Source organism: Robertkochia solimangrovi (genome assembly GCF_007279655.1).
Classification (GTDB): domain Bacteria; phylum Bacteroidota; class Bacteroidia; order Flavobacteriales; family Flavobacteriaceae; genus Robertkochia; species Robertkochia solimangrovi.
On the sequence record NZ_QKWN01000014.1, the window covers coordinates 75343 to 90028 of the forward strand.

Genomic DNA, 14686 nt, shown 5'->3' on the forward strand with positions numbered 1-14686 from the left:
AAAAATTGCTAAGAAAAACAAGCGTATTTAATGAATTTATTAATCTTTTTCTTCGATAATGGTGGCTAGTAACTTCCTGGCTCTGAGTAATTTTACTTTAACGTTGGTGAGTGATTCATCGAGATGTTTAGCGATCTCTTCATAACTCAGCTCCTGAAAATACCTCAGATTGATCACTTCCTGGTAGTGGGGTTTCAGTTTTTTGATGTATTGAAGTAATTTCGCCAGATTTTGTTCGGTAATGAGTTTGTCTTCTGCTGTGGGAGTATCGTCGGGTAGATCATAAACATTGTCAGCCTCTTCAGTTGAAGCCTGATGAAGTGCCCGTGTACGCTGCTTGCGAAGCAGGTCAATGTGAATATTCTTAGAAATGGTGATCAGCCAGGTTTTGAACTCGTATTCTTCCTTGTAGGTGTCGATCCTGTCGAATGCTTTTGAAAAGGTTCTGACGGTTATATCTTCTGCGTCATTCTCATTTCTTGTTCGAAGTAATTGAAAGCTATACACATCGTTCCAGAAATTATCGAGAAGAAAACTAAAGGCTTTCTGATCTCCTTTTTTTGCTTTCTTAATATTTTCGTGTACCGGGTTGTGAGATTGCTCCAAGAAAAAGTTATTTAAATAACGGCTTATATAAATATAATAAATTGCCTCCTACGAAAACAATTAAAAGCAGATATTTAGGTAGGAAATGTAAGTAAAAAATGTAAGTATCTCTTTTTGGGAGAATTAGTTGTGCTGTGGATTCGGATTTTTGCATTCCTGTTCTTCCGGCATCTTTCCGCACATACTGCAAGGTTCTCCGGTTTCGTTCAGGAAGGGTGACTGACTTGCGCAGGTGCCGGCAAATTTTCCGTCTTTTTTAGCCCAGATTTTGATAGCGATTCCAGCAAAAGCCAATCCGATTAAAACAATACTTATCAATAGGAGTTTCATGTCAAAATATTTGTTGCAAATGTACGTATTTCCCTTGTAATACCCTTTTAAGACTATCATAAAATAAAAGGGGGGTAGCGGGGATGTTACATAAAAAAAGGCAATCCAAACGGACTGCCCTAACTTAACTTAGTTAAAAAATTTTATTCTTTGGAAAATTCCAGTTTTGCCACTTCGCTGTCGATTCCGGCAAAATCATTGTTCCCTTTATTGTCGATGGTGATCTTATAGCTTGATGCTTTATCTGCAAATGGCAGTGACATCAATTTTCGGTCGGCTTGTTCAAGCACTCCGATACATACCATTTTTCCGTCAACTTCGGCCCACATCTTAAACTCTTTTTCTTCCGGAAGTTCAGGAAGTGATAGGACATTGATCGCAGTCAATCTTTCCTTAGGGTTGATGTAAGCTACTGATTTCAGATTTTTGGCTCTTTCGTTTCCAACGATCACGTACTTTTTGGTTTCGGGATCATTTAAAACGGCATATTTGCTTTTAAGATTCTCCAATCGGGAATTAGCATTGATTATGTCGCTCTTCAGTGTTTGCATCTGGTTCACAACCGTATTGTTTTCAGTAGACAATAGTCGATTCTGTTTCCAAAGCGTTACCGTCGCTACAGCAAATAGCAGTGCTGCGATGGATGCCGCTACAAAGTACCAGGGCATGCCGGTCTTTCCTGAAGTTTTTGTTGTATTTTCTTCAGCAATTTGGGCAAGGATCTGGTCTTTGATCTCTAATGGGGCTTCCGTGGCGTATGATTTGCTGTAATGCTCCAGGTTATCCTGCAAAATCAGATATTCCTCTCTGATCTCAGGATACTTCTGGATAAAGTGTTCTGCGCGAACATTTTCTTCATAGGAGGTTTCTCCGATGAGATAGCGTTCCAGCAGATCACTGTCTAATAAATCTTTTACCGCGTTTTTCATAATGTCTGATAAATTATCAAAAACAATAACATTTATAATGTAGCAGGGTCAAATATTCTTCTGAGTTCCCGAAGGCCGATCTTCAGCCTTGATTTGATGGTTCCCAAAGGAATATCCAGTGCTTCACTGGCTTCCTGTTGCGTCAAACCCTCAAAAAACAGGGCTTCCATGACTATCTTATACTTGGCATCAAGTGAATTTAAATGCTTTCGGATATCGATGTGATCAGGATTGACACTTTCTACACCTAAATTATATACGTCCGAAACTTCGATTTGGATTTCCTGATCGCTTTTTAAATTTGCACTTCGAATTTTATCGATGGCTGTATTGCGCGTAATTCGGAACATCCAGGTAAATAATTTAGACTTGCTATTGTCATAGGTGTCGATCTTTTTCCAGATCTTCATCAGACTTAATTGCAGTACATCTTTAGCCAGGTCTTCGTCTTTGGTTATCTTCAGGGCAACCCCAAACAGGGTATCACCGTAATGATCGTATAACATAGCCATGCCTTTATCATCACGGTTTTTCAAAAGCTCCACAATGTTTCGCTCCAATAGTTTACTCATAAACCAGTTTTTAGGTAAAACTTAGTATTTCGTGTTGGCTTGGTTATACGCCTGGTCTGTAAATCTGATTACAGGCAGGTTCAATTTTCCAAAAGTAAAAATTTCAATGAGAAAAACGTTCAGAAGGTCAAAAAAATGCCTGGTTGTCAGATAATATTAACTTCCGGCTGTATGGAAATGTTAAACTTTTCCAGTACCGTGGTTCTGATTTTCTCAGCGAGTTGAAGAATTTCCTTCCCGGTTGCGTTACCATGATTTACAAGAACCAAAGCTTGCTTTTCGTGTACACCTGCATCACCGAAACGTTTTCCTTTAAATCCGCATTGTTCGATGAGCCATCCGGCCGGAACCTTCACTTCATCTTTAGTAACGGGATAACTGGGTATTTCGGTGTATTGTTCCTGTATTTTTTTGAAATCTTTCACAGGTATAACGGGATTTTTAAAGAAGCTGCCACTGTTGCCGAGCTTTGCAGGATCCGGAAGTTTGCTCTGACGTATTGCGATCACGGCATCGGAAATATCACGTATCCCCGGATTTGTAATGCCTCGATTCGCCAGTTCCGCCTCTATGGCTCCATAACCGGTATTCAGCCGGTGGTTCTTATGGGTAAGTCGTAGTTCGATCGAGGTAATGATAAAACGGTCTTTAGCGCTTCCTTTGAAAATCGAGTCTCGATATCCGAATTTACAGTCTTCATGACTGAAGGTATATTCTTTTCCGGTACTTCTTTCGATGGCAGAGCAGCTTACGAAAACGTCTTTTAGTTCGGTGCCGTAAGCGCCGATATTTTGTATGGGTGCAGTACCTGCATTTCCCGGAATAAGCGAAAGATTCTCGATTCCTCCGAAATCATGATCGATGCACCAGCGTACCAGCTCATGCCAGTTCTCACCGGCCGCAACGTTGATGTTTACATGTTCTTCGGTGCGTGAGATTTCGGAAATACCGTGAAGATTTATATGTAAAACAAGTCCTTCAACATCTCCGGTAAGCAACATATTGCTGCCGCCACCCAGAATCAGGGTGTTGTTTTCTGGAAACTCCTTTAAGATCGCGATAAGTGATCCAACAGAGTCCACTTCGGCGAATTGGGAAGCTTTTACATCGATACCAAAGGTATTGAAAGACTTTAATGATATATCTTTAAGCAACGTTTCAGGCATTGTATTCTTTAAGTGCTGCTTTGAGTATGTTTACAGCGCTCACAAGATCTTCTTTTTTCAGCACATAAGCAATTCTTACCTGATTTAATCCGATGCCCGGAGTAGAATAGAATCCTGCAGCTGGAGCAACCATTACGGTTTGTCCGTTCAGGGAGAATTTTTCGAGCAACCATTGTGCAAAATCATCTGAATTCGTTACCGGTAGTTCGGCGATACAATAGAAGGCTCCTTTGGGTCTGGCTACCTTGACACCTTCGATCTTTTCCAGTTCTTCGATCAGGATGTTTCTGCGTTCAACATATTCTCCGATCACTTCATCAAAATAGGAGTCCGGAGTATCTAATGCTGCCTCACTGGCGATCTGTGCGAAAGTTGGAGGAGACAGACGTGCCTGAGCGAATTTGAGTGCAGTAGTGATCACTTCGCGGTTTCTGGAGATAAGACATCCGATACGAGCGCCGCACATAGAGTAACGCTTTGAAACGGAGTCGATCACGATTGCGTGATCATTAAGTCCATCCATTTCAAGTATAGAAGTGTGATGCGCACCATCATAGGTGAATTCACGGTATACTTCATCGGCGATAAGGAATAGGTCGTGTTTCTTAACGATTTCGGCCAATTTGTTGATCTCTTCCTTGGAATAAAGATATCCGGTAGGGTTGCCCGGGTTACAGATCAGTATGGCACGTGTTTTATCAGTGATCAGTTTTTCGAATTCCTCGATAGGAGGAAGTGAAAAATTGTCTTCAATTTTCGATACCACAGGTACTACGGTCACACCGGAAGCGGTTGCAAAACCATTATAGTTTGCATAGAAAGGCTCCGGAATGATGATCTCATCACCCTGGTCACAAACCGTACCCATGGCGAACAACAATGCCTCTGAACCACCGGTCGATATAATTATATCCGAACTCTCTACCTTCAGCCCTTTACGATTGTAATAACCGGCGAGCTTGGTACGATAACTTTCCGTTCCCTCAGAATTGCTGTAGGCAAGTGTGGTAACCGTGTTGTTTCTAACCGCCTCCAGAGCTACCTCAGGAGTCTTGATATCGGGTTGACCGATGTTCAGGTGAAATACATGAGTTCCTCTTTTCTTCGCTGCTTCTGCATAGGGAACCAACTTACGTATTGGCGATTCGGGCATGTGTTTACCCTTGATAGAAATGTTAGGCATGTGGTTGAAATTTAAATGCGTGCAAATTTGCAAAATATATTTCACAAACCATTATTCATAAGCATTTAACCTTGGAGTTAAATATTGTTAAAAATTGGTTAAGAAAATTGTTAATTTAGTAAATTAGGTAGTAATGAGGACGGGTAAATTGCAAAATCATGAAAACCTTCTGGGTATTGATATCGCTTTTCTGCGCTGCATTATTTTCGGTTGCGGCGCAAGACGGCTATGTGATCAAGCCAGGGGATGAGGATGAAACCATACGCTTTAAATTCGTCAACAATCTTATTATCGTTCCCGTAGAGGTGAACGGTAAGGAACTTTCCTTTATCCTGGACACCGGTGTGAGTGTTCCGATCCTTTTTAATATAACCGATAAAGATTCCCTTTCGATGGGGAGTTTTGAAGAGATCGAACTTAAAGGTTTGGGGGAAGGTGAGCCAATCCGGGCTATACGATCAAGACATAACCGGTTTAAGTTAAAAAACATCTACAACAACGATCAGGAGTTCTATATGCTGCTCAACCGGGAAATAAATTTCTCACCAAGGCTGGGGATCACAGTTCACGGGATCATCGGCTACGATCTTCTGAAGAATTTTATCGTCGAGATCAACTATCGCAAGAAAAAACTAAAGTTCAATAATCCTGAAGCGTATCGCTACAGGAAATGCGGTGCTTGTGAAACTTATCGTCTCGATCTGATCGGGAATAAACCCTTTTTGAATGCCTCGGTTGCTCTGGGTGGTAATGAAGATCTTCCGGTCTATCTATTGCTGGATAGTGGAAGTACCGATGCGGTTTGGTTATTTGAAGATGATGATGAAGGGATTCATGTTCCAGAGCTTTATTTTGAAGATTATATGGGAAAAGGTCTGAGCGGAAATATCTACGGGAAACGATCGCGATTAGAAAAGTTCTCTATCGGGAAGTTCATGCTAAAGGATGCTAAAGTCGCCTTTCCGGATTCTGTCTCCACCAAACACATCACATTCCGGGGAAACCGGGACGGGAGCCTGGGGTCTGAAATCTTAAAGCGTTTTGATATCGTGATCGATTATCCTTATGAACGGATCACTTTGCGGAAGAATGGAAATTTCAATGATCCGTTTAAATATAATATGAGCGGAATCGAATTACAGCATAATGGTGTTCGAATTGTGAAGGAACTCGAAAAAAGAGCTGCGGCAGGAGTGACCGTAGATGATGGCGATGACTCCAATTCGGCCGGAGTAACCTTCACCCTGGGGGATTCCTATTCGATCAGTCTGGAACCAGCCCTCGAGATCGCCGAGATACGTGAAGGAAGTCCTGCTATGCAGGTCGGACTTAAGAAAGGGGATGTGATACTCAGTGTGAACGGAAGACCTGCTCATCGTTACAATATTCAACAGTTGAGTGAAATTATCAATGAAAAAGCAGGGAAGAAGATCAAATTACTGATCGATCGGAATGGTACAGAACTGAAGTTTGCCTTCGAACTTGTGAAGGTGTTATAAATAAAAAAGAGCCCCGAAAAGGCTCTTTTATTTTTTATCAGCAATTAACTTATTTCTTGCTGCCCGAATCCGGAGGAATTACTTTCCCTTTTATCTTCAAAGAAACATTAGGTGTGTCTGCATTTGAAGTAACCATGATGGTTTTACGAATATGTCCGGGACGGTTAGTGTCATACTTTACCTCGATCTTACCCATTTTTCCAGGTAAGATAGGTTCTTCAGGTTTCTTAGGGATGGTACATCCGCAAGTCGATTTAACACTGGTGATGATCAGAGGAGCATTACCTGTGTTGGTGAATTCGAATATGCGAACACCGTCACTACCCTGAGCGATTTCGCCATAATCTATAACGTCGCTTTTAAATTCGATCTTTGCTACTTTTTCCTGGGCTGATACACTGATGTATGTCAGTCCGACAAATAGAAGCATTAGTAATTTTTTCATCTGATAAAGATTTAAGTGAAACTCAAAAGTAACCACTTTTAGTCAGTCTGCAAAATTTATTGATTTCTTTTAAAATCCTCTGGATATGGCTATTTTTGCAATCTTAAATCAAAATGTGAATTCAGGATATGGAAATTCCTTCTAAATATGAGGCTGGTACAGTAGAGCGTAAATGGTATGACTACTGGATGGAAAACCGGTATTTCAAATCGGTTCCCGATCAGAGAAAACCTTATGCTATCGTTATTCCGCCTCCGAATGTAACCGGTGTGCTGCATATGGGGCATATGCTTAACAATACCATTCAGGATGTGCTTATCAGACGTGCGAGACTCAAAGGTTTCAATGCGTGCTGGGTGCCCGGTACAGATCACGCTTCTATTGCCACCGAGGCTAAAGTGGTGGCCAAATTGAAGGATAGAGGTATTGCTAAAGCTGATCTTACCCGTGAAGAATTTCTTGAACATGCCTGGGATTGGACACATGAATATGGGGGAGTAATCCTGGAGCAGTTAAAGAAGTTAGGATGTTCCTGTGATTGGGATCGGACTAAATTCACCATGGATGAAGATCTTTCTGCTTCCGTGATCAAAGTATTCGTGGATCTTTATGAAAAAGGACTGATCTATCGCGGTTACCGTATGGTGAACTGGGATCCTGAAGCGAAGACTACGCTTTCTGATGAAGAGGTGATCTATGAAGAACGTCAGGGATCACTGTATTATTTACAGTATGCCGTGGAAGGAAGCGATGAAAAGATCACGATCGCAACCACGAGACCGGAAACCATTCTCGGAGATACCGCGATCTGTGTGAATCCTGATGATGAGCGTTATACACATCTCATCGGAAAGAAAGCGATCGTTCCTTTGGCAGGTCGTGCCATCCCGGTGATCGCCGATGATTACGTCGATATGGAATTCGGGACCGGATGTCTTAAGGTGACACCGGCACATGATGAGAATGATAAAATGCTGGGCGATAAACACGGCCTTGAGGTGGTGGATATCTTCCATGATGATGCAACCCTTAATGAGCACGGATTGCATTATGCCGGAAAAGATCGCTTTGTAGTAAGAAAAGAGATCAGTAAAGAACTTGAGGAAAAAGGATTCCTGATAAAGACGGAACAGCATCTGAATAAAGTAGGAACCTCTGAAAGAACCAAGGCGGTAATTGAGCCTAAGCTTTCGGATCAATGGTTCCTGAAAATGGAAGACCTGGTAAAACCTGCACATGAAGCAGTGTTGGGATCAGGTGAGATTAAATTGTTTCCCAAGAAATTTGAGAACACTTACAGACACTGGCTTGAGAATATAAGAGACTGGAATATAAGTCGTCAGTTGTGGTGGGGACATCAGATCCCTGCATGGTATTACGGTGGGGGAAAAGAGGATTTCGTAGTGGCTAATAATGTTGAGGAAGCTTTGGTGAAAGCTAAAGAAGTAACCGGAAACGTTGCACTGACCACTGCAGATCTCCGTCAGGAAGAAGATTCTCTGGATACTTGGTTTTCGTCATGGTTATGGCCGATCAGCGTTTTTAACGGGATATTGGAGCCGGAAAATGAAGAGATTAACTATTATTATCCAACCAACGATCTGGTTACGGGGCCCGATATTTTATTCTTCTGGGTGGCACGAATGATCATTGCGGGTTATGAGTTCAGAGGAGAGAAGCCATTTAGTAATATTTACCTGACCGGATTGGTTCGTGATAAGCAACGTCGTAAGATGTCGAAATCGCTGGGTAATTCGCCGGATGCACTCAAGCTGATCGAAGAATTTGGAGCGGATGGTGTCAGGGTTGGATTATTGCTGAGTTCGGCGGCAGGTAATGACTTGTTGTTCGATGAGGCACTTTGTCAGCAAGGAAAAGGTTTTGCAAATAAAATCTGGAATGCTTTTCGCCTTGTGAAAGGTTGGGAGGTGTCAGCGGAAATTCCTCAGCCCGAACATTCGGCTGTGGCATTAGCGTGGTATAAACATAAATTTAATAAGACGCTTCAAGAGATCGAAGATCAATTCTCAAAATACCGAATATCTGATGCTTTGATGGCTACCTATAAGTTAATTTGGGATGATTTCTGTTCCTGGTTACTGGAAATGGTAAAGCCTGCCTATCAGCAACCGATCGATGCGAAAACCTATGCTCAGATCATCGCGGTATTTGAAGATAATCTGAAATTGTTGCATCCGTTTATGCCTTTCCTTACTGAAGAGATCTGGCAGCATATGGAGGAAAGAGCTCCTGAAAATGCGCTGATCGTGGCGAAATGGCCTGAGCAGGAAACTTTTGATGAGCAGGTGATCAGAGAATTTGAAAAAGCAGCTGATGTGATCTCGGGTATTCGTACTATTCGTAAGGAAAAGAATATTCCGCAGAAAAATGAATTATCCCTGATGGTTCTTGCGGCTGATGAAAAATCGGAGCGCTATGACAGTGTGATCGCAAAGCTGGGGAACCTTGATGCGTTGAGCTATGTCACTAGTCAGGTAGAAGGCGCCTTGTCGTTCAGAGTGGGAGCAGATGAATACTTTATTCCGGTAGCAGGTGCTATCAATGTGGAAGATGAGATCGCTAAATTAAATGAGGAGCTTATTTATACAGAAGGCTTTTTAAAATCGGTTCAAAAGAAATTGTCAAATGAACGATTTGTGAATAATGCACCGGATAATGTAGTGGCGATCGAGCGCCAAAAAGAAGCCGACGCATTGGCGAAGATCGATACGTTGAAGGAAAGTCTTTCAAGATTGAAATAATAGGGTTTATGTAAACCTGGTAATTAAAAATGTCGTTTGAATATGTTCAAGCGACATTTTTTTTGACTTAAACCTTCTGGTTTGCTGATGCAATTCAAAGTGACGATCTTTCCTGCTGAGTAGTCGGTGCCATGTTGCCTGATAGAATTCGGGACTTATGACTTCGCCTACGAGAAGTTGTCGCTGCAATTATGGTGCTCGCCACGGCGATGCTTTAATAACTTTTTTGGGGAGGTGATACAGGTTTTTGTTTTACAGTCTATAACTGTCTGCTGCAAACGGTCTGTCACTTACTTTTTAGTCTCTTCGAAATATTGTTCTACGAGCTTTATGTATTTCTTTTTAGCTTCTTTTTCTGAAATGTTCTTCGCCTGAAACAGCGCATTAGCTTTAAAGGCATTGATCAGTGGCGTGCGGCTGCGCGGTGGATCGTTGCTCTGGGTGGCTTTTTTGTAATAGGCGTAGAGGCGCAATAAAAAATCGGCAGGAAAGGGTTCCTGGTGATTATTTATCTTATCAACGGCTTCATTGAACTTATCATCTAATTCTTCAGCATTCATGTGTTGTCCGTTTTTAGCTTTTCTCAGGAAGCTATAATGTCAACTCCTCCTTTTACTTTTTGATTCAGGGAGACTTTGATATCGGCGTCAAGCGGGAGGAACAGATCGACTCTGGAGCCGAATTTGATAAAACCTGCATCGGTTCCCTGAACCACCAGCATACCTTCTTTGGCATAATTTACGATACGCTTCGCCAGCGCACCTGCGATCTGACGATACAATACTTTTCCGAAAGAGGCATTTTCGATAACGACAGTGGTTCTTTCATTTTCTTCAGAGGCTTTTGGGTGCCATGCTACCAGATATTTCCCCGGGTGATATTTGCTGTATTTAACAAGTCCGCTAAGTGCATAACGGGTTACATGTACATTGACAGGCGACATAAAGATGGAAACCTGAATACGTTTATCTTTAAAGAACTCCTTCTCAAAAACTTCTTCGATCACGACTACCTTGCCATCAACGGGAGCGATGATCACTTCATCATCAGGGGTCGTTGTTCGTTTGGGGTTTCTGAAAAACTGAAGTATCAGGATCAGCAGGATGAGAAAAGCGACCTGAATGAGTTTTTGTAGCCACTCTGTTGATATGAAAAATTGAGCCAGTAAAATACCAGCGATCACAACGAAAAAGGTGATCAGGATGATCTTAAAGCCTTCTTTATGAAACATAATTAAAAATTTGCAAAGTTAGGAAAGTAAACGGTGCGGCAAAAACAAGACTGTCTAGTCTGTCGAGTAATCCCCCATGTCCCGGAAGGATTGCTCCGCTGTCTTTCACGCCTGCTAAACGTTTAAATTTAGATTCCACAAGGTCTCCTAATGAGCCGGAGACTACAACAACAATCGCCAGGATCAGCCATTGGGCAAGGCTTAATTCTGAACCGTATTTATAAAGGAAGTATGCAGCGATCAGTGAAAATACCAATCCGCCTACAAATCCTTCTACAGTCTTTTTAGGAGATACCCTTTCAAATAACTTGGTTCTTCCTATGCTTTTCCCTACGAGATAAGCAAATGAGTCATTTACCCATATCAATATAAAAATACCAATAATCAATGTCTTTGCAAAATGTTCATTCCTGTAAGGGATCATCGTCAGGAAGATACATCCACCGCCGATATAGAACAATGAGATCAGGAATTTCTGAGTGTTGGTGTATTGTGCCGGGGTGGTGCTGAACAATTTCAGGATCATGATAAGGTCAACCACGACACAACATCCTAATAGGATGATGCTGACCAGAAAATGCTGCGCAAAACTTCCGAGGAGGTATATGCATACCCACCATAACAGGAGGAACGCTATAAAGATAAAATAGCCCCGGAGTCTGATGATCTTTTTGAATTCGTAAAGACAGGTAAGGCCGAAGATCAGGAAAAGAAAATCAAATGCATCATTGCTTAGATAAACGGCAGCTAGTAATAAAAAAATATATAAAATACCGGTGATGGTACGCTTGAGGAGCTCTCTCATTTCACAAATCTTCCAATAAGAGCAAATATAAGTTTTTTGCACTACTCCCATAGGTAAGAAAATCTTTTTCTTCTTTATGGTTAAAGTGCTTGATAGTAGTAATATTCGTCGGAATCTGGTTCTTGTTTTTAGATTTTATGCCTCTCAAGCCTTCGCCAATATTGTCGATAAGCTGACTTGTGGTGGCAAAAACTATAAAATTATCAGGTAAATCATTGAGCTTACTCTCACCGATCTGATTTGAACTGATGAGTATGGAGCCATTATCTGCGACCAGATTTTCACAGGTCGAGAGGAAGAGGTTGGCGCCACGGCAATTGCTTCTTTTTTCCAGATGGAACGGTTTGAACTTTGAACCGAGGTTTACATCGAGGCAGCATACCTGATCGGTATTCCATTGGTTCTCCGCCAGTATATTACGGAAACAGTCGTGTACCTCCTCTAAGGAATCGCAGTACAGGAATTTACCTCCGTTCTTTTTAAAATTGATGGTGAATTTCTCGTCTGTGGGTAGCTTCAGTTCGGGCATAAACTTTCCGCGCTCTTCAGCTCCTTTCTCTGGAGTTTCTTTGCGTTGTTTAGATCCGAAAAGTTTTTTAAATAAGCTCATTTAAATTAGAAGGGGAATGCTATTTAATTAGTTTAATCCAATATAAAAGTATAAAATTAAAGGGTATATATAAGAAAACGAGCGTAAAAAATGTGTTTTACGCTCGCCTTCCGATATTTTAATTCTCCTGAAGCTGTTGTTCTTCTTCTTTGGTGAATGGGCGTTTTCCAAAGATTCGCTCGAGGTCGTCTTTGAAAATAACCTCTTTTTCAAGCAAGTGCTCCGCGAGAATTGTGAGTTTGTCTTTGTTGTCTTCCAGTATTTTGATCGCTCTTTTATATTGTTCTTCAATAATTCTTGAGATCTCTTTATCGATGATCTGAGCGGTCTCTTCACTGTAAGGTTTGGAGAAATTGTAATCGGTTTGTCCTGAAGAATCATAGAAGGTCAGGTTACCGATCTGATCATTGAGTCCGTAAATGGTTACCATGGCACGTGCCTGTTTGGTGACCTTTTCAAGGTCGCTCAATGCTCCGGTGGAAATTTTGTCAAACATCACTTTTTCTGCAGCACGACCACCCATGGTTGCGCACATCTCATCTGCCATCTGTTCAGGTCTGACGATAAGTCTTTCCTCCGGAAGATACCAGGCAGCTCCAAGACTTTGACCTCTTGGCACGATGGTTACCTTAACCAGTGGAGCAGCATGTTCCAGCATCCAGCTAACCGTGGCGTGTCCTGCTTCATGGAAAGCGATGGTCTTTTTCTCCTCGGGAGTGATGATCTTATTCTTTTTCTCAAGTCCTCCAACGATACGGTCAACCGCATCCAGGAAATCCTGCTTGTCTACCGCTTTTTTGCCGTTACGTGCAGCGATCAGTGCTGCTTCGTTACAAACATTCGCGATATCCGCTCCTGAGAATCCCGGAGTTTGCTTTGCCAGGAATTCAAGATCCAGAGTTTCAGCGGTCTTGATAGGTTTGAGGTGTACCTCAAAAATCTCTTTTCTTTCTCTTACGTCCGGTAGATCTACATAGATCTGTCTGTCGAAACGTCCGGCACGCATCAGAGCTTTATCAAGGATGTCTGCACGGTTGGTTGCAGCCAGTACGATCACATTGGTGTTCGTGCCGAAACCGTCCATTTCGGTCAGTAGCTGGTTGAGGGTGTTTTCACGCTCATCGTTACTCCCTGTGAAATTATTCTTTCCTCTGGCACGTCCGATCGCATCGATCTCATCGATAAAGATGATCGATGGTGATTTGTCTTTTGCCTGTTTGAAAAGGTCACGTACCCTTGAGGCTCCTACCCCTACGAACATTTCGACAAAATCTGATCCGGACAGGGAGAAGAAAGGAACCTTAGCTTCTCCGGCAACTGCTTTTGCAAGCAAGGTTTTACCGGTTCCCGGAGGACCTACAAGTAGTGCTCCTTTAGGGATCTTACCACCTAATGAGGTATATTTTTCAGGGTTCTTAAGGAAATCCACAATTTCCTGAACCTCTTCTTTCGCTCCTTCAAGTCCGGCAACATCCTTAAAAGTTACCTTCATATCTGTTTTCTCATCAAACAAACGGGCTTTGGATTTTCCGATATTGAAAATTTGTCCGCCTGCACCTCCTGTGGCGCCACCTGACATTCTTCGCATCAGGAATATCCAAATACCTATGATGAGTACGAACGGTAATATTGTGAGCAAGATATCACCAAACAGGTTATTATCCTGATCAAAGATCACATCTGTAGAGGCATCACTATCCTGTATCGCTTTGGTGACCTCGTCTTCAAAATTTTGAAGATCCCCGAATTTCAATTGATATTGCGGGAGTTGAGCGGTCATGAGCTTAGATTTGCTCTGAGCGTTCTTATGAATGTCTTTCTTGAGGGCGTCATCGGTCAGATAGACCTTAGCCTGTCTTGTATTCGTTATGATGACAACTTTATTGACATCACCGGTTTTGATGAACTCCTGTAATTTTGCCGGAGTAATATCGGGTGGTGTCTGCCAACCGCTACCTCCAGTAAAGAACTGAGCACCGATGATGAAAAGCAATATGACTCCGTAGATCCAGTATGAACTGAATTTAGGACGCTTTGGAGTTGGATTGTTATTTTCTTTAGCCATTTAAATTTTTTAGTCGTTGAAAATTTAATTCATGGGAATTGCCGTAACCTTGGCATCTCCCCATAATCCTTCGATATCGTAATATTCCCGAATGTGTTTCTGGAAAACGTGAACTACCACGTTGACGTAGTCGATAAGCACCCATTCTGCATTGTCAGTTCCCTCGACGTGCCAGGGTTTATCCTTGAGTTCTCGACTTACTGTTTTTTGTATGGAATTAACGATGGCGTTAACCTGGGTATTTGAAGTACCGTTGCAGATAACAAAGTAATCGCAAACCGTGTTTTCTATTTCTCTTAAATCTAAAATATTTACATCCTTTCCCTTAACCTCCTCAATTCCTTTTAAGATAAATGTTATCAACTGATCTGCACTACTACTCGTTTTTGCCATTAAAAATTTTTATTTTCACAAAGTTATTATTTTTTACTTTTTTGACCATTCAAAATTATCATAAAGATTTAATTCAAATGTAGGGGTTTC

The 14686-nt window shown here is 41.8% G+C and carries 15 protein-coding genes; 2 read left to right on the plus strand and 13 right to left on the minus strand.

What is annotated here, in order from left to right; genetic code table 11:
* Positions 1-39: 39 nt before the first annotated feature.
* The 6 genes from DMZ48_RS17170 to DMZ48_RS17195 form a co-directional block, all read right to left on the minus strand.
* Positions 40-606: an RNA polymerase sigma factor gene (locus DMZ48_RS17170; protein WP_143956408.1), complete on the minus strand. Its 567-nt coding sequence runs from the start codon at positions 604-606 to the stop codon at positions 40-42.
* A gap of 123 nt (positions 607-729) precedes the next feature.
* Positions 730-936: a membrane or secreted protein gene (locus DMZ48_RS17175; protein ID WP_143956409.1), complete on the minus strand. Its 207-nt coding sequence runs from the start codon at positions 934-936 to the stop codon at positions 730-732.
* 143 nt (positions 937-1079) lie between these two features.
* A complete protein-coding gene (locus DMZ48_RS17180) occupies positions 1080-1865 on the minus strand; it encodes an anti-sigma factor domain-containing protein (RefSeq protein ID WP_143956410.1) in 786 nt (261 codons plus the stop codon).
* 32 nt (positions 1866-1897) lie between these two features.
* Positions 1898-2437, minus strand: a complete 540-nt coding sequence (locus DMZ48_RS17185; protein WP_143956411.1) for an RNA polymerase sigma factor — start codon at positions 2435-2437, stop codon at positions 1898-1900.
* Between the two features lie 146 nt (positions 2438-2583).
* Positions 2584-3603 (minus strand): UDP-N-acetylmuramate dehydrogenase, encoded by a 1020-nt coding sequence (gene murB, locus DMZ48_RS17190; protein WP_143956412.1) that lies wholly within the window; start codon positions 3601-3603, stop codon positions 2584-2586.
* Positions 3596-4786, minus strand: a complete 1191-nt coding sequence (locus DMZ48_RS17195) for a pyridoxal phosphate-dependent aminotransferase (protein ID WP_143956413.1) — start codon at positions 4784-4786, stop codon at positions 3596-3598. Before DMZ48_RS17195 ends, murB begins: the two co-directional genes overlap by 8 nt.
* Positions 4787-4944: 158 nt before the next feature.
* Here DMZ48_RS17195 and DMZ48_RS17200 point away from each other — a divergent pair, with 158 nt between their 5' ends.
* Positions 4945-6285, plus strand: a complete 1341-nt coding sequence (locus DMZ48_RS17200; protein ID WP_143956414.1) for an aspartyl protease family protein — start codon at positions 4945-4947, stop codon at positions 6283-6285.
* A gap of 49 nt (positions 6286-6334) precedes the next feature.
* On the opposite strand, the gene DMZ48_RS17205 is transcribed toward DMZ48_RS17200, so the two are convergent.
* Complete coding sequence (locus DMZ48_RS17205; protein WP_143956415.1) at positions 6335-6730, minus strand: DUF1573 domain-containing protein; 396 nt, start codon at positions 6728-6730, stop codon at positions 6335-6337.
* 128 nt (positions 6731-6858) lie between these two features.
* On the opposite strand from DMZ48_RS17205, the gene DMZ48_RS17210 reads away from it, so the two are divergent.
* A complete protein-coding gene (locus DMZ48_RS17210) occupies positions 6859-9492 on the plus strand; it encodes a valine--tRNA ligase (protein WP_143956416.1) in 2634 nt (877 codons plus the stop codon).
* A 290-nt stretch (positions 9493-9782) separates the two neighbouring features.
* Here the strand turns inward: DMZ48_RS17210 and DMZ48_RS17215 are convergent, their stop codons facing one another.
* From DMZ48_RS17215 to rsfS, 6 genes are all read right to left on the minus strand, one after another.
* The gene (locus DMZ48_RS17215) at positions 9783-10052 is read right to left on the minus strand and encodes an acyl-CoA-binding protein (RefSeq protein WP_143956417.1); all 270 of its coding nucleotides are present in this window, start codon (positions 10050-10052) and stop codon (positions 9783-9785) included.
* A gap of 23 nt (positions 10053-10075) precedes the next feature.
* Positions 10076-10723 carry a phosphatidylserine decarboxylase family protein gene (locus DMZ48_RS17220; RefSeq protein WP_143956418.1) on the minus strand — a complete coding sequence of 216 codons (648 nt, stop codon included), beginning with the start codon at positions 10721-10723 and terminating at the stop codon, positions 10076-10078.
* Positions 10713-11528: a phosphatidate cytidylyltransferase gene (locus DMZ48_RS17225; RefSeq protein WP_143956419.1), complete on the minus strand. Its 816-nt coding sequence runs from the start codon at positions 11526-11528 to the stop codon at positions 10713-10715. The genes DMZ48_RS17220 and DMZ48_RS17225 overlap by 11 nt, the downstream gene beginning before the upstream one ends.
* Position 11529: 1 nt before the next feature.
* Positions 11530-12138, minus strand: a complete 609-nt coding sequence (locus DMZ48_RS17230; RefSeq protein WP_143956420.1) for an LUD domain-containing protein — start codon at positions 12136-12138, stop codon at positions 11530-11532.
* Positions 12139-12256: 118 nt separating this feature from the next.
* Positions 12257-14203, minus strand: coding sequence for an ATP-dependent zinc metalloprotease FtsH (gene ftsH / locus DMZ48_RS17235; RefSeq protein WP_143956421.1), 1947 nt, complete (start codon positions 14201-14203; stop codon positions 12257-12259).
* A 24-nt stretch (positions 14204-14227) separates the two neighbouring features.
* Entirely contained in the window at positions 14228-14596 is a 369-nt protein-coding gene (gene rsfS / locus DMZ48_RS17240; RefSeq protein WP_143956422.1) for a ribosome silencing factor, read from the minus strand.
* Positions 14597-14686 lie beyond the last annotated feature (90 nt).

What these genes read in the sequence shown, in the direction of transcription:
- DMZ48_RS17175 (WP_143956409.1), bottom strand. Translation starts at nt 936, where the DNA reads ATGAAACTCCTATTGATAAGTATTGTTTTAATCGGATTGGCTTTTGCT.
- DMZ48_RS17180 (WP_143956410.1), bottom strand. Translation starts at nt 1,865, where the DNA reads ATGAAAAACGCGGTAAAAGATTTATTAGACAGTGATCTGCTGGAACGC.
- DMZ48_RS17205 (WP_143956415.1), bottom strand. Translation starts at nt 6,730, where the DNA reads ATGAAAAAATTACTAATGCTTCTATTTGTCGGACTGACATACATCAGT.
- DMZ48_RS17195 (WP_143956413.1), bottom strand. Translation starts at nt 4,786, where the DNA reads ATGCCTAACATTTCTATCAAGGGTAAACACATGCCCGAATCGCCAATA.
- DMZ48_RS17225 (WP_143956419.1), bottom strand. Translation starts at nt 11,528, where the DNA reads ATGAGAGAGCTCCTCAAGCGTACCATCACCGGTATTTTATATATTTTT.
- DMZ48_RS17220 (WP_143956418.1), bottom strand. Translation starts at nt 10,723, where the DNA reads ATGTTTCATAAAGAAGGCTTTAAGATCATCCTGATCACCTTTTTCGTT.
- DMZ48_RS17215 (WP_143956417.1), bottom strand. Translation starts at nt 10,052, where the DNA reads ATGAATGCTGAAGAATTAGATGATAAGTTCAATGAAGCCGTTGATAAG.
- DMZ48_RS17230 (WP_143956420.1), bottom strand. Translation starts at nt 12,138, where the DNA reads ATGAGCTTATTTAAAAAACTTTTCGGATCTAAACAACGCAAAGAAACT.
- DMZ48_RS17185 (WP_143956411.1), bottom strand. Translation starts at nt 2,437, where the DNA reads ATGAGTAAACTATTGGAGCGAAACATTGTGGAGCTTTTGAAAAACCGT.
- DMZ48_RS17210 (WP_143956416.1), top strand. Translation starts at nt 6,859, where the DNA reads ATGGAAATTCCTTCTAAATATGAGGCTGGTACAGTAGAGCGTAAATGG.
- DMZ48_RS17200 (WP_143956414.1), top strand. Translation starts at nt 4,945, where the DNA reads ATGAAAACCTTCTGGGTATTGATATCGCTTTTCTGCGCTGCATTATTT.
- ftsH (WP_143956421.1), bottom strand. Translation starts at nt 14,203, where the DNA reads ATGGCTAAAGAAAATAACAATCCAACTCCAAAGCGTCCTAAATTCAGT.
- rsfS (WP_143956422.1), bottom strand. Translation starts at nt 14,596, where the DNA reads ATGGCAAAAACGAGTAGTAGTGCAGATCAGTTGATAACATTTATCTTA.
- murB (WP_143956412.1), bottom strand. Translation starts at nt 3,603, where the DNA reads ATGCCTGAAACGTTGCTTAAAGATATATCATTAAAGTCTTTCAATACC.